This window comes from Chlamydia psittaci 6BC, assembly GCF_000204255.1.
Classification (GTDB): domain Bacteria; phylum Chlamydiota; class Chlamydiia; order Chlamydiales; family Chlamydiaceae; genus Chlamydia; species Chlamydia psittaci.
Map to the genome: position 1 here is coordinate 484,929 of NC_017287.1, position 23,191 is coordinate 508,119.

Sequence of the window (23,191 nt, forward strand, 5' to 3'; positions counted from 1 at the left end):
AAAATAACCTTTAAGTAAAAGAATTGATCTATTTTAAATTAAAGTGGAATTTTTATCTGTTTATTTTTTTTCTAGAGTAAATTCCTAAGGAATCTTGCATATAAGAGTACTGATCGTTAAGATAGTCCTTCAATTATTAAGATTTTTTGTTATTGCGATGCGGGATTTTATACAACACTTGCAAGATCGGGGAATTCTCGAAAATTTTTCCTCAGGATTAGATAGCGTAAGTACCCCAGTTTCTGCCTATCTTGGATTTGATCCTACCGCTCCTTCTCTTCATATAGGACATTGGATAGGGATATGCTTTTTGCGTAGAATGGCTAGCTTTGGTATCACTCCTGTAGCTCTTGTAGGTTCTGCTACCGGAATGATAGGAGATCCTTCAGGGAAAAGCATAGAACGTACCCTACTTGAGGAAAGCCAAGTCGCTTATAATAGCCAGAAACTCTCAGAATGTCTTTCTCGCTATTTACCCGGATTGCAAATAGTAAATAACATGGATTGGTTGAAAGAAACTACTGTGATAGATTTCTTGCGAGACGTAGGGAAGCATTTTAGACTAGGCGCTATGCTCGGTAAAGATACAGTCAAACAGCGTGTTCAGTCTGAAGAGGGCATTAGCTATACTGAATTTAGCTACATGCTTTTGCAATCATATGATTTTGCTTATCTCTTTGAGAAGCATGGAGTATGTTTGCAATGCGGAGGAAGTGATCAATGGGGGAACATTACTTCAGGAATTGATTACATTCGTCGTCTTGGATTGGGACAGGCTTATGGTTTGACTTATCCATTGTTAACGAATAGCCAAGGTAAGAAGATTGGGAAGACAGAATCAGGAACAATTTGGTTGGACCCCAAGCTAACATCTGCCTATGAGTTATATCAGTACTTTTTACGGCTTCCAGATCAAGAAGTGCCTAAAGTCGCACGTACGTTAACTTTATTGAGTAATGAAGAAATCTTTGATCTAGATCAAAAGTTTTTATTAGATCCGGTAGCTGTGAAAAAGTTTGTTGCCGAAACTATAGTAACCTCTATACACGGTGAAGATGGACTAAGAGAAGCTCAGATAGTCACCCAAAGTATGCATCCTGGTAAAGTATCTTCAGTTTCTGAGAAGGATTTCCAAGATCTTATTGCTATGGGCCAGGGAGTCTCTTTAGAAAGAGCTCAGGCTCTCGGCAAACGGTGGATAGATCTTTTTGTTACATTAGGGGTCTGTAGTTCTAAAGGAGAAGCTAGAAGATTGATCGAGCAGAAAGGTCTCTATGTGAATAGTGAACCTATTGAGAATGAACACAGTGTTTGTGAAGAAACTCAGGTATGTTTCGATCAATATGTGTTATTAGCACAGGGAAAGAAGAAAAAACTCGTTTTGCGTCTAATTTAAGTGTGGAGGAGGATTGGTGGCAGAGAAAGCAGGTGCGGATATTGGGCTAATTGGTTTAGCTGTAATGGGGAAAAATCTTGTGTTGAATATGATCGACCATGGTTTTTCTGTGTCTGTCTATAATCGGAGTCCAGAGAAAACTCGAGAGTTTCTTCAAGAACATTCTCAAAGCCCCGAACTTCAAGGACATGAAAAATTAGAATCTTTTGTACGTTCTTTAAAACGTCCTAGAAAAATCATGCTGATGATTAAAGCAGGAACTCCTGTGGATCAAAGTATTGATTCGCTACTCCCTTATCTTGAAGCTGGTGATATTATCATCGATGGAGGGAATAGCTATTATAAAGATTCAGAAAGACGATGCCGTGATCTTAAGGAAAAAGGCATATTATTCATAGGCATGGGCATCTCTGGAGGAGAAGAAGGCGCTCGTCATGGACCTGCTATTATGCCAGGAGGGAATAGTGATGCCTGGCCAGAAATAGCACCTATCTTCCAAAGTATTTCTGCTAAGGTTAACGGGAACCCTTGCTGCTGCTGGGTTGGACCCGGAGGAGCAGGACATTATGTAAAAACTGTACATAATGGCATAGAATATGGAGACATACAGTTAATTTGTGAGGCTTATGGCTTATTAAGATCACGTTTGGATATATCTCCTGAAGCGGTATCATCGATTTTTGCTGAATGGAATACACGTGAATTAGAAAGTTACCTGATGAGAATTTCTGTGGAAGTTCTCTCTTTAAAAGACTCCAATGGCTTCCCAGTTATTGATACCATTTTAGATGTTGCTGGACAAAAAGGAACAGGACGTTGGACTGCTATTGATGCTATCGATTCAGGCGTCCCTCTTTCGCTAATTATTGAATCTGTGTTAGCCCGCTTCCTCTCTTCTTGGAAAACTATTCGCGAGCGAGCAGCTCAAGAACTTCCGGGTATTCCTATCGTTTTTGAAAAACCTCGAGACCCTCATCTTTTTATAGAAGATGTTTTTCAAGCGCTATACGCTTCGAAAATCATAAGTTATGCTCAAGGATTCATGTTATTGAATCAAGCATCTGAAGAGCATCAATGGAATTTAAATTTCGGAGAGTTAGCCCTATTGTGGAGAGGCGGATGCATTATCCAAAGTGTTTTTCTAGATGCTATCCATAAAGGTTTCGAAAATGAGCCGGAAGCACCTTCGTTAATTTTACAAACCTATTTCAAGACGGTATTACAAAATTCCGAACCAGGTTGGCGAAGAACCGTTGCCTATGGCGTGGGTTCAGGATATCCTATCCCTTGTTTAGCAGCTGCATTGACATTTTATGATGGTTATCGAACAAAAGACTCTTCAATAGCTTTAGCTCAAGGATTAAGAGACTATTTCGGAGCTCATACTTATGAACGTAAGGATAGACCTCGAGGGGAGTTCTATCATACAGATTGGATAGGGTCCAAAACAACAACTCTAGTAAAATAATTTGAGAAAATACGAGAGCGTTGACTTAAGTTGATTTTTTGAGCAACTCTCTTGTTATCTTTAGGGATAACTTACAACGCCCCTTTTTGTTGGTCTATTCTAAGTTTCTGGAGTAGAATGTAGAGGAATATAAAAAAGTAACTTATCCCAACCTCAAGTTTCCTATCGGAAGGGCATAGTAACATATCTTTACGGCTTACTAATCTATTTTGAGAACTTCGATAAAAGCAGTGTTTGGAATAGAGACTTTTCCAAATTCCTTCATCCGCTTTTTACCTTTTTTCTGTTTTTCCCAGAGTTTACGTTTTCTCGTGATATCACCGCCGTAACACTTTGCAGTCACATTCTTAGAAAGAGCGCGAATAGTTTCTCTAGCAATTACTTTTTTATTGATAGCAGCTTGGATGGGGATTTTAAAAAGTTGTTGAGGAATCACATCGACGAGCTTTTCGCAGATACTTCTTCCGCGTGCTTCAGCTTTATCTCTATGTACAAGGCAAGAAAAAGCATCAACGGGTTCGTCGTTGATTAGAATTTCAAGTTTGATGATAGATCCTTTACGGTAATCTCCCAAACGATAATCAAAAGATCCATAACCCTTAGTCACAGATTTTAATTTATCGTTAAAATCAGAGACAATTTCATTTAAAGGAAGATCATAAGAAAGCACTAACCTGTGTTGATCTAACATTTCTGTTTTTAAGCATACACCACGCTTATCCAAACATAGATTCATAATACTGCTTAAGTACTCTTGTGGTGTAATGATATTGACATGTACCCAAGGCTCTTCCATGTGTTCTATGATCGAGGGATCTGGATAGGCGGTAGGATTGTCTATGAACAAAGTTTTGCCATTTTTTAAGACAACCTTATAAATTACACTGGGCGCTGTAGCAATAATGTCGAGATCAAACTCTCGGATGATTCTTTCAAAAACGATCTCTAAATGCAGTAATCCTAAAAACCCACAGCGAAAACCAAAGCCTAAAGAATGGCTACTTTCTTGTTCGATCGTTAAAGCAGAATCGTTAAGTTGTAAACGGCTTAAAGCGTCTTTTAAAGCATCAAAATCTGAAGAATCAATAGGGTAAATACCAGCAAACACTACAGGATTGATTTCCTTGAATCCATCTAAAGGTACCTTAGCAGGATGCTTTACTGTAGTTACCGTATCGCCAATCTTTACATCCTTGACTTTTTTTAAGTTGGCTATGAAATAGCCTACCTGACCTGCTCGTAAAGATCCCTCAATTAACGTTGCTTCAGGAAGAAAAGCTCCTACGCCTAATACCTCAAATGATGATCCTTTTGTTGCCATAAAGGTAATGCGATCACCTTTTTTAATTTCTCCGCTAATCACGCGGACATACACCATAATGCCTACATAAGGATCATAGTGAGAATCAAAAATCAAAGCTTTTAATTCAGTTTCTTCAGGAGGTTTAGGTGGAGGGATTAACTCAACAATTGCTTCAAGAATGTCAGAGATTCCTTCCCCAGTTTTTGCTGAGCAGGCGATCGCATTTGTAGTATCTAACCCTATGTAATCTTCTATTTGCTTTCGGATTTTTTCAGGGTTTGCGGCTGGTAAATCAATTTTATTTAAAATAGGAATGATTTCCAAATCACGCTCTAAGGCGAGATAAACGTTAGCTAAACTTTGAGCTTGCACACCTTGAGCTGCGTCAACAATTAAAAGAGCTCCTTCACAGGCAGCTAAGGATCGTGATACTTCATAAGAAAAATCCACGTGCCCAGGCGTGTCTATAAGGTTAAGCTGATAAACTTCCCCATTGTATTCATAATACATAGTCACTGGGTGCGCTTTGATTGTGATACCACGCTCTCTTTCTAGATCCATGGAATCAAGGAGCTGCTCGCGCATTTCTCTTTGCTCGACTGTACTTGTACTTTCAAGTAAACGGTCAGCAATTGTAGATTTCCCGTGGTCAATATGCGCAATAATAGAAAAGTTTCGAATGTTTTCTAGCTTATACTCTTTCAAAATACAGGAGGGGTCTTGTCAATTTCAGAGAGAGCCATGTTAGACTGAGTATTGTTAGTTGTCAATACTACTAGAACTGAAATGTAAGAAGGTGAGTTTAATTTATTTAAGAAATCAAAAGTAGAATAGCTATTGTGTTTGTAGTTTGTACGTTTTATCGTTTCTAACCGTAGTATATTATAAACATATGTCGTTTATAATTATAATTTTGTTTCTTTTATTTAGTATGACATATGGAAACTTCCAATCTTTTTGCCTTCCAAACACTTCCAAAGCAAGAAGTAGTTTGTCGATACATGGAAAAAAAGAGACCAACAAAATCTCAAATAATAATATTAATTGTTTTGAGTCTTTTATTTATTATTTCAGGTCTTATTTTTTTATCAATATTACCTTCATGCGTAAATATCATTATCTCACTACTATGCGCAGGCGTGAGTTGGTGTATTTTATCGTTTGTTACGGCCCAGATTATCATTAAATATTCTCAACCTAAATACAGTCACATCCCTTTTGGATTTCGTTGTGTAATTAAATCGGAATTTCCTAAGGCATTTTTTGATTTAGTAACTACGCAAGACTTAAAATTTGCGAATTTTAGGGAGTTATTAATTTATATTCATGATTTTAGAGAATCTAACGACACATCAATTCGAAATAATCTATGTAAACTATCGCCTCAATTAAAGAAGGCTTTGGAAGATTTTGGCGTTGACAATTTCAATACTGAAATTAACGGACAATATCTTCCAAGCTTAAATAACTTATTAATAGAAAATTGCCCTCTATATTGGATGAAGCGTTTTATAGAGTTAGGTAATAAGAATGTCTTAAGAGAAAATTTAGAAAAATACAATCGTGGGTATTCTGGGACCTATTGGTTTTGTGAATTAGATTCAATACGTCGACCTGTCTCTCCAAGAACAGAACACGGAACGATTTTCCTCCTTCAATCTTATGGATTGGTTCAAGAATTGAGCCAAGAGGAATATGTTTTTTTAATGGATCAGGTGAAAAATCATACTTTGGATAATCAACAAGTAACCGCTGTAGTAGATAGGTTATTAATTCATGCTCAGGGAGATTATAGCAGATATATTGCTGAGAAAGATAAGGTAGAACTACTGTCAGAACTACGCGTGTCATTTACAGAGGAGAGTATAAAAGAACTCATTTTTCGAATATGTTCCCATGGTTTTTCTTGGGAGCAACTACAGCTTATTCGATCAACATCGCTTGCTTCTTGGCAGTTTTTATGTTGGGTAGACCGATCTGCTGCTCATGGAGGTATGCGCATACTTGCAAGGTCTTTTTTAGGAGATTTTATTAATGAAAATAGTCATAAGTATGAGTCGAATATTGCTTTAGCAACGTATTCTGAATGTAAAAATGTTTCCCGATACACAAGCTTAATCAATCAAAAAACAAGTCAAGCTTGGAAGACTATCTGTTACTATTTTAATCACCGTATGAAATTTCATGAAAAATTGGAAGAAGCTCATCTAAATAGGGATGATACAGGTTATAATTAAACTTTCTTACAATTTTTAAAGACAAAAAAAATCCTCACCTGTTTCCAAGTGAGGATTTTTGTTAAGATCTCTCATTGAATCTTATGAAGAAGCGTTCTCAACAGCAGGTGTTCCCTGAATTGATGAGGATCCTTCAGCTTCTGTAGAAACAGCAGCTTCTTCTCCTGCGAGCTCTTTTTCTTTGAGAGCAGATTGAATTAAGAATAGTTTGTTTAGCTTGGTAGCAGAAACTAACCATATTGCAATAATCACAAAGAGTGCTATTGCTAGGTAAGGTGTCATAGCTCCAATACTTCCACAAACTACTAAGAGACCTTGTTGAATTAAAGAACCTCCGGATTTTCCGAAACGTGCGGCAACCACGTCAATAGCAGCCTTTCCTTTAACTTTTTGTTCTTGGTCTAATGGAATGTAGGCCATTTCTTTAGTTGCATCAAAGAGGGCATACTTTGTGGATTTAGATAGAATGTTTTGGACAGCACCAACCATAACAGCAAGCATTAATGGTGTGGTTCCAAACATTGCTACGATACCAGAAGCTTGATCTCTGAAGATAACTAAAACAAAGAAAAAGACACCTGTTAACAATACCATCACCGGTGTAACAAGAGCTCCTGTTAACCAGCCGAATTTACGGATAACGTTACCACCGATAAACAACATAACGATTACGGAGACAACACCTGTCCAGAATGAGAAATTCCCCATGAATTCGCTATATTCGTTAGCATTTGGGTATTGCATTTTCAACTGGCTCTTCCAAGTCACTTCTACGAGGTTAATACAAATACCGTAGCAAATAACAAGAAGGGCTAATAACAACATGTAAGGAGATCTTGCAAGGTAAGCAAAGCTTTCTTTCATTGTCATTTTTGGCTTTGATTTCTTAGCTTTGTTTAGCTCTTTAGGATCATAGAATCTAGGATCGGTAAGAACACACTTGTTCATCCACCAGTAGCATAGAATAATAATACCACCAGAAATAACAACCATGCTCATTAAGAGGTAAAGAGAGAGACCCCAAGGATCTGTATTTCCTGTAGCACTAGCACGTAGCTTAGAAGCCCAAATAATAGAGCGGCCAGAAGCGAGTAAAGCGATGTTAGCACCAACTCCAAATAAAGCGTAAAAACGTTTAGCTTCGCTAATTTTAGTAATTTCGTTAGCGAAACCCCAGAACATTAAAGAAAGCATAACGCTTCCCCATAGCTCAGAAAGCACGTAAAATGCAGCAAAAGTCCAGTTTCTAAGCATTGCAACGCAGCCCATTAATCCTTGAGGAAGGATGGCCTGTAATTTATCAGCAAAATCCGTTGGATGTAAAACGTGACGGAATGGGTAAATTACTGTAGGGAATAAAGCAAAGAATAGAAGGAATGGAGCAATTACTGTGTAAAAGAGGGCTGGCTTACTTAAGATGTTGCTTAATTTGGCATAGATAAGCATGAAGACTACAGCGCAAGGAACGACAAGCCACAGTTTGATGAAAGGTATAGCCTCTGCACCAGATCCGGGAGCCGTTACGATAAGAGTGTCTTTTGTATCACGCAATACGGTGTAGTTGAACGCAATACAGAAGAACATTAGGAACATTGGCAGTACCTTCTTCAGCTCATGCATGTGTATCGGCCAAAGAAAAGAACGCAATTTTCCAAAAGGTTTTTCCGCTGTTTGTGTCATATTTACCCTCTGAAATAGCTTAGTTAATTAATTTATAAGTTATTAATGATTTAGTCTTTAAAACAATTAAAATTTAATATTTTTAGCCTTTTAGCATATCATTTTCTTTCTCTATTGACAAGAGAAAACAAGACGAGGCGCTTAAAGGCTTTTTAGAGTACTCGAAAGACTAGAGCAAATCGGCTAAAATATTAACTTTACTTAGCCGATTGTAAAGTCTTTTAAACAAAAGACTGAGGAGAATCTAAACTTGAAGAATTAGTTCTTACTGCCTCCACATAGGCATTCCATAGCTCAACGCTAACGATACCATTGCGGATAGAACGAATAAGCTCTCTTTTTAAAGAGGGGAGAGGTTTTTTTGGGCTAAACCGTGCTAAAAGATCTTTATCTCCTACTTGTCTCGCTAATTCTAAAACGCGTTCTATGTCAGTCTTAGTAAAGTTAATAAAGTCTCTGCGCTTTTTAGAGCCTCTAGGAGCTCGAGGTTTTGGATTAATGGCTCGTGGTGAATCAGATTCTAAAATAAATGTTTTTAGCATTTTTAGAAATTGCTCGGGGGCGGCGCTTTTCATTTTTTTTAATGTAAAATGGTGCATATAGCCACCACTTGGTCCTGGAAGATAGCGACATAAATCGTTTTCTTTATCCCCGCAGACCTTTCTAATAGCTTTTGAGATCAGTTTTTCTATTTCTTCATTTATATTCGACTGTTCTACGGCCATGAAACCCACCTTGATAACTTGCTAAATCTTCATAAAAATTAATCGATGTTTACTTTACAAATTTTATAAGAAAGAATTTGGCATACTTTCGATTTAACGTTTAGAAAAATAAAATTAAAGTTCTGTTTATTTAGAGACGTAATTTATCTTCGATTTTGCTTTTTTTCGCAATGTTATTTTCCTGGAAAAGATCGTTTTGTTTCATAAATAACTTTAAAAGAAACAATCATAAGGACAAGAAGTCTTTAGCTGTAACATTTACTTCCTATAATTAAAAGCCTTTTCATTCTCATGAAACATATTTTATTTCTTTTATAAAACCTTCGTAAGAAGAGAAGAAGCGTTTTTCTGATTTCTTTTCGTTGTTCCTCTTATTAATTCTTCGGATTATTCTAAATAAATAACGAGATTTTTTTCTGCATTTTATATACCTTATGCCTTTCATTGTTCTGACTTTATTAAATTTCTGAAAATAATCTTCCGAAAAGGAGGGATATGTTGTTGGCACGTATGATCAAAAGAGTAAAACTGTTAATCTGCTTAGTTTTAGTTTTTATTGTTTCCGGGTGCTCTTCTTCTAAGGTGCGAAATGATGATAATAAGATTTATGTATTGTCTATGAATCGGATGATACATGATTGCGTGGCTAGAATTGTAGGAGATAAGCTTTGTCCGATTGTTTTAATCGATGGATCAATAGATCCCCATGCATATGAGATGGTTAAAGGTGACGAAGATAAAATGGCTATGAGCCGATTGATTTTTTGTAATGGCCTGGGATTAGAACATACAGCAAGCTTACGCAAACATTTGGAAGGGAATCCTAAGGCTGTAAGTATTGGGTCGCGCTTACTATCTAACGGAGCATTCGTTCCTTTAGAGGAAGATGGTTTTTATGATCCCCATATTTGGACAGATATGAGCATTTGGGTGGAAGGAGCTAAAGAGGTGACCAAAGCTTTAATTAGTGAATTCCCGGAGTATGAACAAGAGTTCACTTCCAATTCTAAAGAGTTGGTAGAAGAAATGTTGGAGCTAGATGCTTGGGCTAAGCGTTGTTTATTGACAGTACCTGAAGAATCAAGATATTTAGTTTCTGGTCATAACGCATTCAGCTACTTCGCAAGGCGTTACTTAGCAACACCAGAAGAAGTTGCAAGTAATGTTTGGAGTAAGAGATGTATTTCTCCTGAGGGTATATCTCCTGAAGCTCAAATTAGCATTCGGGATATTATGCTCGTTGTAGATTACATTCATGAGCATAATGTTACTGTTATGTTCCCTGAAGATACCTTGAATCAAGACGCACTTAAAAAAATCGCTTCGTGTTTGAGGAAGGGATACAACATCCGATTAGCGGATCGTCCGTTATATAGCGATAATGTCAAACATAATTACTTGGATACTTTTAAGCACAATGTTTGCACAATTACTGAAGAGTTAGGAGGAACTGTTTCTTGAATAGACAACATGAAATTGCTTGGTCAGTTCATAACCTATGTGTGAACTATGATCATTCTGATGTTTTATGTCATGTTTCCTTCCTATTAAGGAAGGGAACATTGACGGCAGTTTTAGGACCTAATGGTGCTGGGAAAAGCACGTTATTAAAAGCTTCTCTTGGGCTGATTCGTCCTTCCACCGGTCATACTTTGTTTTTTGGAAATAAGTTTAAAAAAGTACATCAACGTGTTGCTTATATGCCTCAAAGAGCAAGTGTGGACTGGGATTTTCCTATGACAGTTCTAGATCTAGTGCTTATGGGGTGCTATGGCTACAAAGGCATGTGGGGAAGAATTACAGCGGATGACCGTAAGGAAGCGTACAATATTTTAGAGAGGGTAGGTTTATCTGCTTTAGCAAATCGGCAAATAGGGAAGCTTTCGGGAGGTCAGCAACAGAGAGCGTTCTTAGCCCGAGCTCTTATGCAAAAAGCAGATCTTTATCTCATGGATGAATTATTTTCTGCTATAGACATGGCTTCATATCAGACTGTGGTAGACGTTCTGCGGGAGCTGCAAGAACAAGGACGCACGGTTGTTGTCGTTCACCATGATCTTAGTCATGTGCGTCAATTATTCGACCATATCATATTGTTGAATAAACATCTTATTTGTTCCGGACCGGTTGAAGAGTGTTTGACGAATAAAAACATTTTTCAAGCTTATGGTTGTGAGTTAGAACTATTAGATCGCACTCTTAAATTATCTAGAGGGAAGCAACAAGGAACGTATTAGATGCTCAATTGCATTTTTATCGACTCTATTTTTTTATCAAGCTTTTTAGCAGTTACTTTGATTTGCATGACAACGGCTTTATGGGGGACGCTTCTACTTGTAGGTAGGCAGCCCCTTTTAAGTGAGAGTCTCTCTCATGCTTCTTATCCAGGATTGCTTTTAGGGGCTTTATTAAGTTGCAAAGTCTCTTTTTTTACGGATTCTATACTGTTAGTTATTATTTTCGGCTGTCTTGCGGCTATTTCCGGTTATGGGATTATAGTCTTTTTAGAAAAAACTCTGAGGGTGCATAAAGATGCCTCTTTATGTTTTGTTCTCGTTGTTTTTTTTGGCCTAGGCGTTATTTTGACAAGCTATGTCAAAGATAGCTGTCCTTTGTTATATAATCGTATTAATGCGTATTTATATGGTCAGGCAGCTACTTTAGGTTATGTAGAGGCTAAACTCGCAGCTTTTGTCTTTCTTCTATCCATAACGACGTTATGGTGGTGGTATCGTCAGATTATCGTGACCATTTTTGACAAAGATTATGCTTCTACTTGTGGTTTGAGTACGCGTGTTTCTGGAAGCGTTATTCTAATATTTATTTCTTTAGTTATTGTCAGCGGTGTGCGTTCCGTGGGTATCATATTGATTTCTTCCATGTTCGTAGCGCCTCCTCTAGCAGCTCGTCAATTGTCTGATAGATTAAATATTATTTTTCTTCTTTCTTGTTTATTTGGAGGGATATGCGGAGCTCTTGGAAGTTACATTTCAGTAGCTTTCACTTGCCATGTTTCAGGACATGGGGGTGTGATTACTTTCCCTACAGGCCCTCTTGTTGTTGTGATATCAGGATGTTTAACTTTGCTTTGTTTAATCTTCTCTCCTAAATCTGGGTGGGTAACTCGATATATACGGAGAAAATACTTTGCATTTTCCAAGAACCAAGAGCATTTACTCAAAGTATTTTGGTACTTGTTAGAAGATCAGATTCCGGAAGTGGGAGCACGGGATTTTGTTTGTTCTCACAAATACCAAGAATATTTCGGTCCCAAGCCTTTCCCTAGGTTGAGAATTTGGTTGCTTGAATGTCAGGGTTTGGTAAAGTGTCGAGATTATCGTTGGAGTCTGAGCAGTAAGGGAAAGAATAGAGCAAAAAAATTAGTACGAGCTCACAGATTGTGGGAATGCTATCTTGTACGCTCTTTAGAGTTTAAAGAAGAAGAGGTGCATGGGTTTGCGGAAGAAATGGAGCATGTCCTAACAGATGAATTGGATTATGCCATTACAGAAATATTGGATAACCCTCATTATGATCCCCACGATAAGATAATTCCAGAAAAACCGCAGACTATGGAGGAGCTATGATAGGAGTGTTTTCCCCATATCATGGGGTATCTTTTTTGCAATTTCTCGAGGTCTTTTTTTCAAGAACTTTCTCTGGAGAGCTATTTCGGGGCCATTTATTTATCGATGACATTCAGGTTATCATATTTTTAGCCATTGCTCTTTCAGGAGCGTTTGTCGGTACCTTTTTAGTGTTGAAGAAGATGGCGATGTATGCGAATGCTGTTTCTCATACAGTATTATTTGGACTTGTGAGTATTTGTTTATTTACGCACCAGTTAACAGCATTATCGTTAGGAACTCTTACCCTAGCTTCAGTTTCAACTGCTTTGCTTACAGGTTTTCTTATTTATTTTATAAGAAATATTTTTCGTGTCTCAGAAGAAGCAAGTACCGCCTTGGTATTTTCTTTGTTGTTTTCAATGAGTTTGCTTCTTTTAGTATTTTTAACACGTAATGCTCACATAGGCACAGAACTTATTTTAGGTAATGCAGATTCTTTAACTCGAGGTGATATTTTCCCTGTATATACAATCCTTTGCATTAATCTGCTTGTTTCTTTGGTTGGATTTCGTAGTTTCGTTTGTGTTTCTTTTGATTCTGTATTCTCCTTTTCTTTAGGGATTCCTGTGAAAATCATAGACTATGTGATTATTTTGCAATTGTCCGCGAGTTTGGTAGGAGCGTTTAAAGCTGTTGGAGTTTTAATGGCTCTAGCATTTTTATTAATTCCAGGGCTCATAGCTAAAGTTTTTGTTTCTTCCGTACGTGGGATGCTCGTTTGGTCTTTGATTTTTGGAGCTTTGACTGCAGTACTTGCTCCTGCTTGTTCTAGAGCGATTTTAACATCTTACGGTGTAGGATTGTCGACGTCTGGTATTGCGGTTTTTATACTAATGGCTTTCTATGTTGTCGTTTGTTTATTTCATTATGGCAAGAAGCTGGTTTATAAAAAGTTTTATTCAAAAGATAGTAAGAATACAGAATTGACAACTCTCTAACCTAAGAGTTATGATTTTTTTAATTTGTTAAGGTTACTATTTGAAACATTTAGCTATTTTTGGATCCACGGGAAGTGTAGGACAGCAGGCTTTAGCAATCATTCGCTCGCTTCCTCATTTGTTCAATGTGGTTGCTCTTGCTTCATACGGTAATAAGAGAGATCTATTTTTTGAACAAATTCGAGAATTTTCTCCTTCTATAGTTTCTGTATACGATGAACAGCTATATTTTGAAATTCGCAAGGAGTTCCCTAAAGTTCAAGTATTTCTTGGTGAAGAAGGATTGCTAGCTGCTGCTACAGCTAACGAAATAGACACTATTGTTGCTGCATCTTCGGGGATAGTCGCTTTACCTGCAATTGTTGCTGCTATGAAGTTAGGGAAAACCCTAGCATTAGCCAATAAAGAAGTTTTGGTTTCTGCAGGAGAAATCATTAACAAATTTGCTAAGCAATATCAAACTAGGATTTTGCCAATAGATAGTGAGCACAATGCTTTATATCAATGTTTAGAAGGGAGAGATACCTCGGAAGTCAGAAAGTTGTTTTTAACAGCTTCTGGAGGTCCTTTATTATACAAATCTAAAGAAGAATTAACCCGTGTAACTATTCAGGACGTATTGAAGCATCCTATATGGAATATGGGGGCTAAGATTACCGTAGATTCTTCAACATTGGTAAATAAAGGCTTAGAAATAATTGAGGCGTATTGGTTATTTGGATTAGAACATGCAGAGATAGATGCTGTAATTCATCCTCAAAGTTTAATTCATGGTATGGTAGAGTTTGAGGACGGAACGGTGCTTTCTGTAATGAATCCTCCCAGTATGCTTTTCCCCATACAACATGTATTAACAACCCCGAAACGCTGTCCAGCACCTCATAAAGGAATGGATTTTTCTATCAAACACACATTAGAATTCTTTCCTATAGATGAGGAGCGTTTCCCAAGCATTGCTTTGGCGAGACAAGTATTAAAAGATAAAGGATCCTTAGGACCATTTTTTAATGCTGCTAACGAGATCTTAGTTCAAAGATTTTTGAAAAAAGAAATTGCTTGGTGCGATATTCTAGATAAGCTAACAAGACTTATGAAAAATCATAGAGTTTCTTCGTGCACCTCGTTAGATGATGTCTTTTCTGTTGATAAAGAAGCTCGAGCCCTTGCTCAAGAGATATAACCTGGTACGTATATGACAATAATATATTTCATTCTCGCAGCCCTTGCTTTGGGGGTTTTAGTATTGGTTCATGAATTGGGTCATTTACTGGCAGCCAAGTCTGTAGGTATGGCTGTGGAGAGTTTTAGTATTGGTTTTGGCCCAACCTTATATAAAAAGAAGATTGGCAATATAGAGTATCGTATAGGTATTTTCCCATTTGGGGGGTATGTCCGAATTAAGGGCATGGACAAAAGAGAAAAAGGTGTAGATGTAGACCCTGATTCGGTTTATGACATACCTCAAGGTTTTTTCAGTAAATCTCCATGGAAAAGAATCTTCGTCCTTGCTGCTGGTCCTATAGCGAATGTTTTATTAGCTTTTGTAGCTTTTGGCGCCTTATATATTTCTGGAGGGAGAGATAAAGCATATTCTGAGTATTCTCGTATTGTTGGTTGGGTAAATCCTATTTTAAAAGAGAAAGGTTTAGCTCTTGGGGATGAGATTCTTACGTGCAATGGCAAGCCTTATTACTCAGATAAAGACGCGATTACTTCAGCTTTATTAGACGGGCGTTTGTCATTTACGGGAGTGCACCCTGGATATCTTTCGGAAACTTCTAAGGATTTTTCCTTCAATACAGAATTCGATGTTAATAAAAATGGTATTCCTCTAGCAGGAGCGAGTTATCTTTTATATCGTCATCAGGAGCCTATTTCAAAGGAATCTCCTCTATATTCAGCGAATATACTTCCAGGTGATCGCTTAGTATGGATGGATGGGCAAATACTGTTTTCTCCAATGCAAGTTTCACAGATACTGAATGAGGCTTATGCTTTTGTTAAGGTTTCTCGTCACAATAGGGAATTCTCAGTACGTATTCCTAGACTATTAGTTAGTACATTGTACCTTTCTCCTTATGTAAGGAATGAACTTATCGATAATCAGTATGAAGCTGGGATTAAGGGGAAATGGTCTTCTTTATATACTTTACCCTACGTGATTAATAGCTACGGCTATGTAGAAGGGGAATTACAACCCATAGATCCAGAGTCACCGTTTCCTTTTATGGAAGAAAAACTGGAGTTGGGGGATCGTATTATTGCTATCGATGGTACTCCCGTTAGTGGAAGCACGGACATTTTGCGTTTAGTGCAGAATCATAAGGTATCTATTATTGTTCAGAAAATGACTCCTGAGCAATTAGAGGATGTGGATTCCTCTCTTGCGGATAAGCGGTTTATTCATTCCTACAATGCTCAAGACTTATTAGCGATTATTAATTCTATAGGAAGCGCTCACGAAGTACGTGAAGCGGGACAATATCGGTTATTGCCTCCCGTTCATCCTAAACCTTGGGTTAGCATTTATTCCGATGATCTTTTGAATAAGCGTCGTGAAATGGCGAAGAGATTCAAGAATCAAGATCAGCAGCGTTACTATCTCGAGAGAATAGAACTGGAAAAACAAAGGTTATCTTTAGGGATTCCTTTAAGGGATATGACTGTGAAGTATAATCCTAGGCCGGATGTTTTAATTGCGAATATTTCTAAGGATAGTCTGCGTACTATGAAAGCCTTAGTTGTAGGCCGACTAAATCCTCAATGGTTATCAGGACCTGTAGGGATTGTTCATATGTTACATAAGGGCTGGTCGTTAGGAATTTCAGAAGCTTTGTTTTGGATAGGGCTAGTAAGTATCAATCTCGCTGTTTTGAATCTTCTTCCGATTCCTGTATTAGATGGAGGCTATATTGTACTTTGTCTATGGGAAATGATCACAAGACGGCGTTTGAGTATGAAACTTATTGAGAGGATGTTAATTCCATTTTCTTTATTATTAATAGCCTTCTTTATTTTCCTAACGTTTCAGGATTTGTTTCGCTTTTTTGCTGTGAGCTAGGTTTCCAGCTTTTGGGAAATCCATAAAGGTTATAAGGATGAGAGCCAAAACAATGGATAATATAAATATCCTTGTTTTTGCTTGTATTCAACCTAGAACTTTTTTGTTTATCTTCCTTTACCTGGAGTTCTATTTCCTCTGGAACTTGTTCTATAGCTGTGCTTTTGCTTCCATATTTTAGAAATTCTCTCATTAGGAAAATAGATTTCTTATTTGTGATGATATAGGTATGGTTGGTGTTAATTACATAGCCTTTATGTGGGGTGTCTAAGCGAGTCTCTACAGTGCACACTTTTCCGTCATTTTCGCATTCTAAACGGAAAGGCAGAAACTTACTGCGTTTATTTCCACTAAGTACAAGAACTTCTACAGTTGAAGGGAGTTTACCCACATCAAGCATTTTTCTTGGGCAGTAGGTGAGTAACTGCCTACCTAATTTACCTCCAAAAATGAACTGTACAATGGCTAAGGATCGGTAACGTCTTGCTAATGTCGACCCGGCATTTGGAGGGGCCATCAGTATAGCTTTCCCGCACTTTGCTTCTTGAGGGCAATCTGGTTTTGCCAGGGCTACTCGCACAATAACGCCTCCTATAGAATGCGTCACAAAGTTAATAGGGACTCCTGGCTTGAGTTCTGCAATCTTTTTAATTAGTTTAACAAGATGATCAGCATGTTGTTCTAATGTGAATTTGCGAGTTTCATAGTTCCAGATAAATACATCGTAATTTTCTTTTTCTAAGACATTACCAATAGGTTTTAATGACCTGTAAGATCTTAAAAATGCGTGAACGCAGATTACGGATTCTTTTTGTTGAGATGTTTCTCTTATTCCACCAATTCCTGAAGGAAGTGTTTGAATTATAGAGGTATCCGCTAAAATAGACGTTCCAGATATTAGAAATAGTAAAATTAATAATAATTTATTCATTTGCACACCGATATAATTATTTTAATAAGTTTTTTATTAAAAACCAGCGTGTTTAATTAAGTCATTTTAAAAAATGATCAAGTTATTAATTATTAATTAATAAAAAATCACTCTTTAATAATCGCATGCGAATGAATAGAGATTTGTGCTTGATTAACTGAAAATATCCTATGAGTTTCGGATAATGTTTGATGAGGGAGGGTTGTTGAGGTTATTAGGGTTTGCCCGAGAGAAGGCGCTAGTCCTAATAATTGTGAGATTCTCTGATTGTCTAATCCTGCATGGATATCATCCATACAGAATAAGGGATATACGTTGTGTATGCTTTTTATGTAGAGAGATTCTGCAAGTTTAAGAACAGCAAGTAGGCTCTGTTTTTGTCCTTCACTAGAAAATTGTGCTACAGGAAGATCATTAATCATCAAAGTAAAGTCTTCACGATGAGGACCTACTGAAGTATTTCCTAATTCTAAATCACGATGTAAAGAAGCTGAGAGTTGTTTATGCAGTTCATTTTTAACAGCTTCTTGAGAAATCTTACATTGTTTAATTAAAGGACTTTTAAACTTTATAAATAAGCGTTCTGATAGAGAATTATTCCATAGTTCTTGAATGAGTTGATTGAGTTGTGTGCAGCAAGTGTATCGACTAAGGCATAGATAGGATCCTAAAGTGGCAAGTTGTTCATCCCAAACGGATAATGTAGAGGTTTGCTTAGTTTTCAGTAGGGTATTTCTTTGTAATAGAGCTCGGTGATAATAGGACAAAGAGTGTTTATATTGTGGATCACACTGCGATAAAAGTAAGTTAAGAAATAATCTTCGATCTGAAGGAGATCCAGAAATTAAGCAACGATCTTTTGCAGAGAACAGGACTATAGGTATCATGCCTATCAATTGTGATAGGGTTTTTATAGGAGATTGATCGCAAAAGATTTTTTTCCCCTGTTTGTCTACATAGGTAGAAAGCGTGTGGGGAACGCCATCTTTCTCGAAGGTCATTTCTAAAAAGAAATACGAAGAGCCAAAAAAAATGGCTTCTGTAAGATGAGAAGTACGGAACGATCTACCTAGAGATAATACATACAGAGCTTCAATAAGATTCGTCTTTCCCTGAGCATTTTCTCCAAAAATATAATTTATATTTGGGGAGAAAGAAACCTCAGCTTCTTTATAGTTTCTAAAGTTCTTAAGGCGTAAGGAAAGAATATTCATTAATCATCATGCAATCTCATAGGCATAATAACGAATAGGCTACGTGTGGAATCTGTAATAATTCCAGGATTGTAAGAGTCAGAAATACCTAGTCGAACTAACTCATCCTTACTATGTTTCAAAATATCCAGGAAGAAGAAAGGATTGAACGCAATTTCTAATAATTCTCCAGAATAGTTTACTGCCATACTCACTTTGCCCTCGCCCACTTTTGTACAGTTTGCTGTTAGGGTGAGTTCTCCAGGGGTAAAGGTGAATTTTACAGAGTGTGAAGATTCGTTAGTAAATAGAGCGACTTGTTTTAATAAGGTGATAAGCTCTTCTCTGTGAAGATCTAGTAAAACACTACTTTCTGTGGAAATAACAGGAGAGAAGTCAGGAAATTCTCCAGAAAGTAATTTAGTAATTAGCAATGTGTTGCCGCACTCTACAGCAATTTTTGCCTGATCTAAGAAAATAGAAGCTTCGGAATCTTCAGAACAGAGCTTAATGATTTCTTCAACAGCTTTAATAGGGATAATATAATCTCCAGTAAAGCTTTTATCTAAAGAGACTTCGATATCAGTTTTTGCTAGGCGTTTCCCGTCAGTACCAACTACAGTAGCAGTACCGTTAGCAATAGTTAATAAAACCCCTGTAAGAACATAACGGCTTTCTTCTCGAGAAACAGCGAATGATGTGCGTTGTAACATTTCTTTTAGCTGTTCTGCAGGGAGAGTAAATCTTACGGAATTTTGGATATCGGGAAGCATAGGAAAGTCCTCTTTCCCCATACTAAGTAAACGGAAACACGAAGAACCCGAGGTGATTTTGGCCATTTCTCCTGTAGTTGCCGAGATCTCGAGATTCGCCTCTGTTAACTCCTTTACTAATTGGAAAAATCTTTTAGAAGGAATAGAGATAGCCCCAGACTCATAAACTTTTGCTTGAGCTACACAACGAGTACTTACTGTAAGGTCTGTAGCGGTGAAAACAAGCTCGTCATTGCATGTTTCAATAAGTACGTGGGTGAGCACAGGGATAGGAGTGTTTTGAGGAACAACACTTTGGATTTTTTTTATAAGATTTCCTAACTCATTTCGGGATACGACGAACTTCATATTTTCCTACAACTGTAAGTCATTAAATCTAATCTTGCCCCTAGAGGATAGGGGACCCTTCAGGATCTCATTGAGAGATCTTCCTGGGATAAAGCAGGATATTACTATAAAGTGATTTTATGGTCTTCTAGATATTTGCTCGGATTTTTCTAGGGTAGGGACTTGTTAAGTTCAGGAAAGAAAATTGTTTTTTTTGTTATACTTTCCTCCAACTGTCTAGGTTGGGTAATGGTAAAATTATGGCCAGTAAGGAAATTGTCTCTAACCGTAAAGCCTTACATAATTACGAGGTTTTGGAATCTTTAGAAGCTGGGATTGTCCTGACCGGAACGGAAATCAAGTCGTTGCGTGATCACGGTGGAAATCTGGGTGATGCCTATGTGACTATTTCTAAAGGTGAGGCGTGGTTATTGAATGCCAGCATCGCTCCATACCGTTTTGGGAATATCTATAATCATGAAGAACGAAGAAAGCGTAAACTTCTTCTTCATAGATACGAGATTCACAAATTAGAAGTTAAAGTTGCTCAAAAAGGGGTAACAATTATTCCTCTTGGGATGTTTCTTTCTCGTGGTTACGTAAAAGTTCGTTTAGGTTGTTGCCGTGGTAAAAAATCTCATGATAAACGACAAACAATCATAGCAAGAGAGAAAGAAAGAGAAATAGCATCCGCTATGAAGCGTTATCGTTAATAAAGGCTTGGATATTATTTTCTTCTGCCCAAGCTAAAGCTTCTTTTTTTGTTGCAAATGTCATCAGTACTGTGGCCATGGCATCAGCATACGCACAACTAGGGTGAATAACAGTAGCCGAGATTATGGGGTAGTCATGTAGTTCTAGGGGCTTCCCTGTATGAGGATCTAGAATGTGTGTGTAAATTTTACCGTTTACAGACCATTGCTGGTAGTAGTTTCCGCTTGTAGCGACAGCTGCATTATGGATTTCTAGGATTTGTGGGGTTGCTGAAGACGCTATACGCCACGGTCGTCCGTTAGGGTGGCCTCCAGAAGTTTTGATTTCCCCTCCCCATTCTACATAGTTATTCTTACAAAAACGTAGACAGGTTTCTAGTAGACAATCTACGGCAAAACCTTTTACAGCGCCGCAAAGATCTAGTTGTACATCAGGATGTTTTTTGGTGATGGTTTTGTTGGTTAAGTCTAAGGTAATGTGTTTCCAACCGACATTTTTATAGTAGGATTTCCAAGTTTGTTCGTTAGGAAGAGAGTGTTGTTTAAGATGAAGTAACCAGAGATTTTTCAGCGGGCCAAGGGTGGGATCAAATCTTCCTCCGGATATGTGGTAAAATCTATCGATTTCTTTTAAGAATACAAACAACTCGTTAGACAGGGGGATCGCTACCCCGGCAGGAGACCGGTTGATTTTCGAGAGTTCTGACTCGCTATTCCAGTTATTATACACAGTATCAATTACCTTAAAGACTGCATCGATTTCATTTTTTAATTCAGCAGTCTCCTGGCGTGTTAGGTGTTGTCCTACAATAATACGGTAGGGCATGGTCATTCTCTCCCCTTCAAAAGAGGTGAGAGGTGGCGAACATCCTTGAAAGATGTACGATAAAAGAACTATGAGGAGAATTTTTGGTAACTTTCCCATGTGTTTTTCATTAGCATAGCAACAGTCATTGGTCCCACGCCTCCAGGGACAGGAGAGATTGCCTTGCATTTGGTAACAACATTATTGAAATCGACATCTCCCACTAGTGTATAACCTTTAGCATTATTTGCTGTGACTCGTGATGTACCGACATCGATAATAACAGTATTGGAAGAGACCATACTTTCTTTAATAAATAGGGGAACGCCGACAGCAGCAATAATGATATCTGCTGTTTTTAAAATTTCTGTAAGGTTTTGTGATTGGCTATGAAGTAAAGTTACCGTAGCATTCGTTGAAGGATGTTTCTGCATTAACATAGCAGCAAGCGGCTTACCTACAATATTGCTTCTCCCAACAACGGCAACATGACGCCCAAGAAGAGGAATTTCATAGTAGTGGAGTAGCTCAATAATTCCTGCAGGGGTACAAGGAGCGAATCCTCCAAGCTGTCCGAGTAGAAGCTTTCCCATATTTATTGGATGAAGGCCATCTACATCTTTCTCAGGAGAAATTGCTTGGATAATGGCATTACTATCTAAATGTTTAGGTAAAGGTATTTGTACTAAGATACCATGAATCGTAGGATCGTGGTTTAATCTTTCAATGAGTTTAAGAATATCGGTTAAGGTGGCATCAGAAGGCAATCTATGTGCTTTAGACACCATGCCTAAATCCGCAGCCTTTTTCACTTTCATTCCGACGTAAACCTCGGACGCTGGATCATTACCGATCAGTACTACAGCGAGGCCTGGTGGCGTTGAGCTATTGGCGATTTCTTGTTTGATTTTTTCTAAGACCCGCTCGGCAACGGGTGTACCTTTTAATAACATGAGCGACTCCTTAAGAAGCCCCTCATCTTAAAGATTCCTTGAGTTATTGTACACGGTAGTAGGTAAATTATTCCGCTATAGAGGAAATCTATCGTGAAGGCATGTTTCACATCTACTAGAAGAGAGGAGAAGTTCCAGAGAATTTTATAGTTAAAGAAGGCGAGTGTCGGATAGGAAAAGCAGGAGAATACCAAAGCGAACATAGAATGAATAATTGGTATCGATAACCACCTATCTTTCAGGAAGATGGTATGCATTTTGTGAAGAAGAGAGGAGGTAATCACATATAGAAATGCATGAATTCCAAATAGATAAGAGGAACCTATGTCGCAAAATAGACCGATAATCAGTGCGTGGATTAAGACCTTTTCTTTCGATAGTCTATAGAAATTCGCTACAAGATAGGGACCAAAGAAAATGGGGCATAAGTGTGGGGTGTATTGAGGACATAGAAAAAAACTCAATATAGAGAGGAATAAACACTGAAGAGATATTAACCGGTCCATAAGTCGCTATAGAGTGGGTTACTAACATTCATAACAAGATTCGAAATTATTGGCTTTTACTTTCTTAATATTTTCTTTATTATTCTTATTTGTTTTTCGAACATCTTACTAATTAATGCCCTTAGTTAATTTTAATTTAATTAATTTGTTTAATAAAATTTTTCTAACTAAAATTAATTTATAGGTAAGATTAGAAAATTATTATTTCTATGAGTGGGACAAAGAAGAAAAGAAACCGACGAGATTTGTCTCGAGTGATTCAGAAAAAGACAGAGAAGCTTCTGAATAGACCTAAAAAATTGAAAGAAAAGAAATCCAAGTTCCTTATTTCCAAAGACCAAGAGCAGCTTCGTCATCGTGCAGAAGAGTATGATACTTTAGTACGTTCCCTATTAGATAGGCAATCTCATGATGCTAATCATGTTTTAATTTTTAACTATCAGGATGGTTTCGTTTTTACTGATATGAATAATTTTGGAAGGTATTCTATAAAGCTATAAGACTGAATATCAAAAGCTAATAAAAACTTGCAGAACGGGACAAACCCGTGATA

At 37.5% G+C, this 23,191-nt stretch carries 20 protein-coding genes; 11 read left to right on the plus strand and 9 right to left on the minus strand.

What is annotated here, in order from left to right; translation table 11 throughout:
• Positions 1-157 precede the first annotated feature (157 nt).
• Both tyrS and gnd read left to right on the plus strand, forming a co-directional pair.
• Positions 158-1,396 carry a tyrosine--tRNA ligase gene (gene tyrS, locus G5O_RS07320; RefSeq protein ID WP_006343109.1) on the plus strand — a complete coding sequence of 413 codons (1,239 nt, stop codon included), beginning with the start codon at positions 158-160 and terminating at the stop codon, positions 1,394-1,396.
• Between the two features lie 16 nt (positions 1,397-1,412).
• Positions 1,413-2,864, plus strand: a complete 1,452-nt coding sequence (gene gnd / locus G5O_RS07325) for a decarboxylating NADP(+)-dependent phosphogluconate dehydrogenase (protein WP_006343110.1) — start codon at positions 1,413-1,415, stop codon at positions 2,862-2,864.
• Positions 2,865-3,063: 199 nt separating this feature from the next.
• Here gnd and lepA read toward each other — a convergent pair whose 3' ends face one another.
• Positions 3,064-4,872, minus strand: a complete 1,809-nt coding sequence (lepA, locus tag G5O_RS07330) for a translation elongation factor 4 (protein WP_006343111.1) — start codon at positions 4,870-4,872, stop codon at positions 3,064-3,066.
• Positions 4,873-5,306: 434 nt separating this feature from the next.
• Here lepA and G5O_RS07335 point away from each other — a divergent pair, with 434 nt between their 5' ends.
• Positions 5,307-6,404, plus strand: a complete 1,098-nt coding sequence (locus tag G5O_RS07335; protein WP_006343112.1) for a DUF1389 domain-containing protein — start codon at positions 5,307-5,309, stop codon at positions 6,402-6,404.
• Between the two features lie 81 nt (positions 6,405-6,485).
• Here G5O_RS07335 and npt1 read toward each other — a convergent pair whose 3' ends face one another.
• Both npt1 and ddbA read right to left on the minus strand, forming a co-directional pair.
• Positions 6,486-8,084, minus strand: coding sequence for an NTP/NDP exchange transporter Npt1 (npt1, locus tag G5O_RS07340; protein ID WP_013747357.1), 1,599 nt, complete (start codon positions 8,082-8,084; stop codon positions 6,486-6,488).
• 221 nt (positions 8,085-8,305) lie between these two features.
• A complete protein-coding gene (ddbA, locus tag G5O_RS07345; RefSeq protein ID WP_006343114.1) occupies positions 8,306-8,809 on the minus strand; it encodes a DNA binding protein DdbA in 504 nt (167 codons plus the stop codon).
• Between the two features lie 495 nt (positions 8,810-9,304).
• Between ddbA and G5O_RS07350 the strand changes: the two genes are divergently transcribed.
• From G5O_RS07350 to G5O_RS07375, 6 genes are read left to right on the plus strand one after another with little or no spacing between them, the layout of a single operon-like run.
• Positions 9,305-10,270 carry a metal ABC transporter solute-binding protein, Zn/Mn family gene (locus G5O_RS07350; RefSeq protein WP_006343115.1) on the plus strand — a complete coding sequence of 322 codons (966 nt, stop codon included), beginning with the start codon at positions 9,305-9,307 and terminating at the stop codon, positions 10,268-10,270.
• Positions 10,267-11,046 carry a metal ABC transporter ATP-binding protein gene (locus G5O_RS07355; RefSeq protein WP_006343116.1) on the plus strand — a complete coding sequence of 260 codons (780 nt, stop codon included), beginning with the start codon at positions 10,267-10,269 and terminating at the stop codon, positions 11,044-11,046. Before G5O_RS07350 ends, G5O_RS07355 begins: the two co-directional genes overlap by 4 nt.
• Complete coding sequence (locus tag G5O_RS07360; RefSeq protein WP_006343117.1) at positions 11,047-12,396, plus strand: metal ABC transporter permease; 1,350 nt, start codon at positions 11,047-11,049, stop codon at positions 12,394-12,396. It begins immediately after the preceding gene.
• A complete protein-coding gene (locus tag G5O_RS07365) occupies positions 12,393-13,376 on the plus strand; it encodes a metal ABC transporter permease (RefSeq protein WP_006343118.1) in 984 nt (327 codons plus the stop codon). The genes G5O_RS07360 and G5O_RS07365 overlap by 4 nt, the downstream gene beginning before the upstream one ends.
• A 40-nt stretch (positions 13,377-13,416) precedes the next feature.
• On the plus strand, positions 13,417-14,556 hold the full coding sequence (gene dxr / locus G5O_RS07370; protein ID WP_006343119.1) for a 1-deoxy-D-xylulose-5-phosphate reductoisomerase: 1,140 nt from the start codon (positions 13,417-13,419) through the stop codon (positions 14,554-14,556).
• A gap of 12 nt (positions 14,557-14,568) precedes the next feature.
• A complete protein-coding gene (locus tag G5O_RS07375; RefSeq protein WP_013462657.1) occupies positions 14,569-16,437 on the plus strand; it encodes a site-2 protease family protein in 1,869 nt (622 codons plus the stop codon).
• Here the strand turns inward: G5O_RS07375 and G5O_RS07380 are convergent.
• From G5O_RS07380 to dnaN, 3 genes are all read right to left on the minus strand, one after another.
• Positions 16,388-17,368 carry an esterase/lipase family protein gene (locus G5O_RS07380; RefSeq protein ID WP_006343121.1) on the minus strand — a complete coding sequence of 327 codons (981 nt, stop codon included), beginning with the start codon at positions 17,366-17,368 and terminating at the stop codon, positions 16,388-16,390. The two genes, G5O_RS07375 and G5O_RS07380, sit on opposite strands and share 50 nt — an antisense overlap.
• 107 nt (positions 17,369-17,475) lie before the next feature.
• Entirely contained in the window at positions 17,476-18,582 is a 1,107-nt protein-coding gene (recF, locus tag G5O_RS07385) for a DNA replication/repair protein RecF (protein ID WP_006343122.1), read from the minus strand.
• Positions 18,582-19,682 (minus strand): DNA polymerase III subunit beta, encoded by a 1,101-nt coding sequence (gene dnaN, locus G5O_RS07390; RefSeq protein WP_006343123.1) that lies wholly within the window; start codon positions 19,680-19,682, stop codon positions 18,582-18,584. The genes recF and dnaN overlap by 1 nt, the downstream gene beginning before the upstream one ends.
• A 239-nt stretch (positions 19,683-19,921) precedes the next feature.
• Here dnaN and smpB point away from each other — a divergent pair, with 239 nt between their 5' ends.
• On the plus strand, positions 19,922-20,374 hold the full coding sequence (gene smpB / locus G5O_RS07395; RefSeq protein ID WP_006343124.1) for an SsrA-binding protein SmpB: 453 nt from the start codon (positions 19,922-19,924) through the stop codon (positions 20,372-20,374).
• Here the strand turns inward: smpB and G5O_RS07400 are convergent.
• From G5O_RS07400 to mreD, 3 genes are read right to left on the minus strand one after another with little or no spacing between them, the layout of a single operon-like run.
• On the minus strand, positions 20,355-21,299 hold the full coding sequence (locus G5O_RS07400; RefSeq protein WP_013462659.1) for an FAD:protein FMN transferase: 945 nt from the start codon (positions 21,297-21,299) through the stop codon (positions 20,355-20,357). The genes smpB and G5O_RS07400 overlap by 20 nt on opposite strands.
• Entirely contained in the window at positions 21,269-22,132 is an 864-nt protein-coding gene (gene folD, locus G5O_RS07405; protein WP_006343126.1) for a bifunctional methylenetetrahydrofolate dehydrogenase/methenyltetrahydrofolate cyclohydrolase FolD, read from the minus strand. The genes G5O_RS07400 and folD overlap by 31 nt, the downstream gene beginning before the upstream one ends.
• Positions 22,123-22,638 (minus strand): rod shape-determining protein MreD, encoded by a 516-nt coding sequence (gene mreD / locus G5O_RS10340; protein ID WP_006343127.1) that lies wholly within the window; start codon positions 22,636-22,638, stop codon positions 22,123-22,125. Before mreD ends, folD begins: the two co-directional genes overlap by 10 nt.
• Positions 22,639-22,847: 209 nt before the next feature.
• Here mreD and ltuB point away from each other — a divergent pair, with 209 nt between their 5' ends.
• Positions 22,848-23,138 (plus strand): late transcription unit protein LtuB, encoded by a 291-nt coding sequence (ltuB, locus tag G5O_RS07410; protein ID WP_013462660.1) that lies wholly within the window; start codon positions 22,848-22,850, stop codon positions 23,136-23,138.
• Positions 23,139-23,191 lie beyond the last annotated feature (53 nt).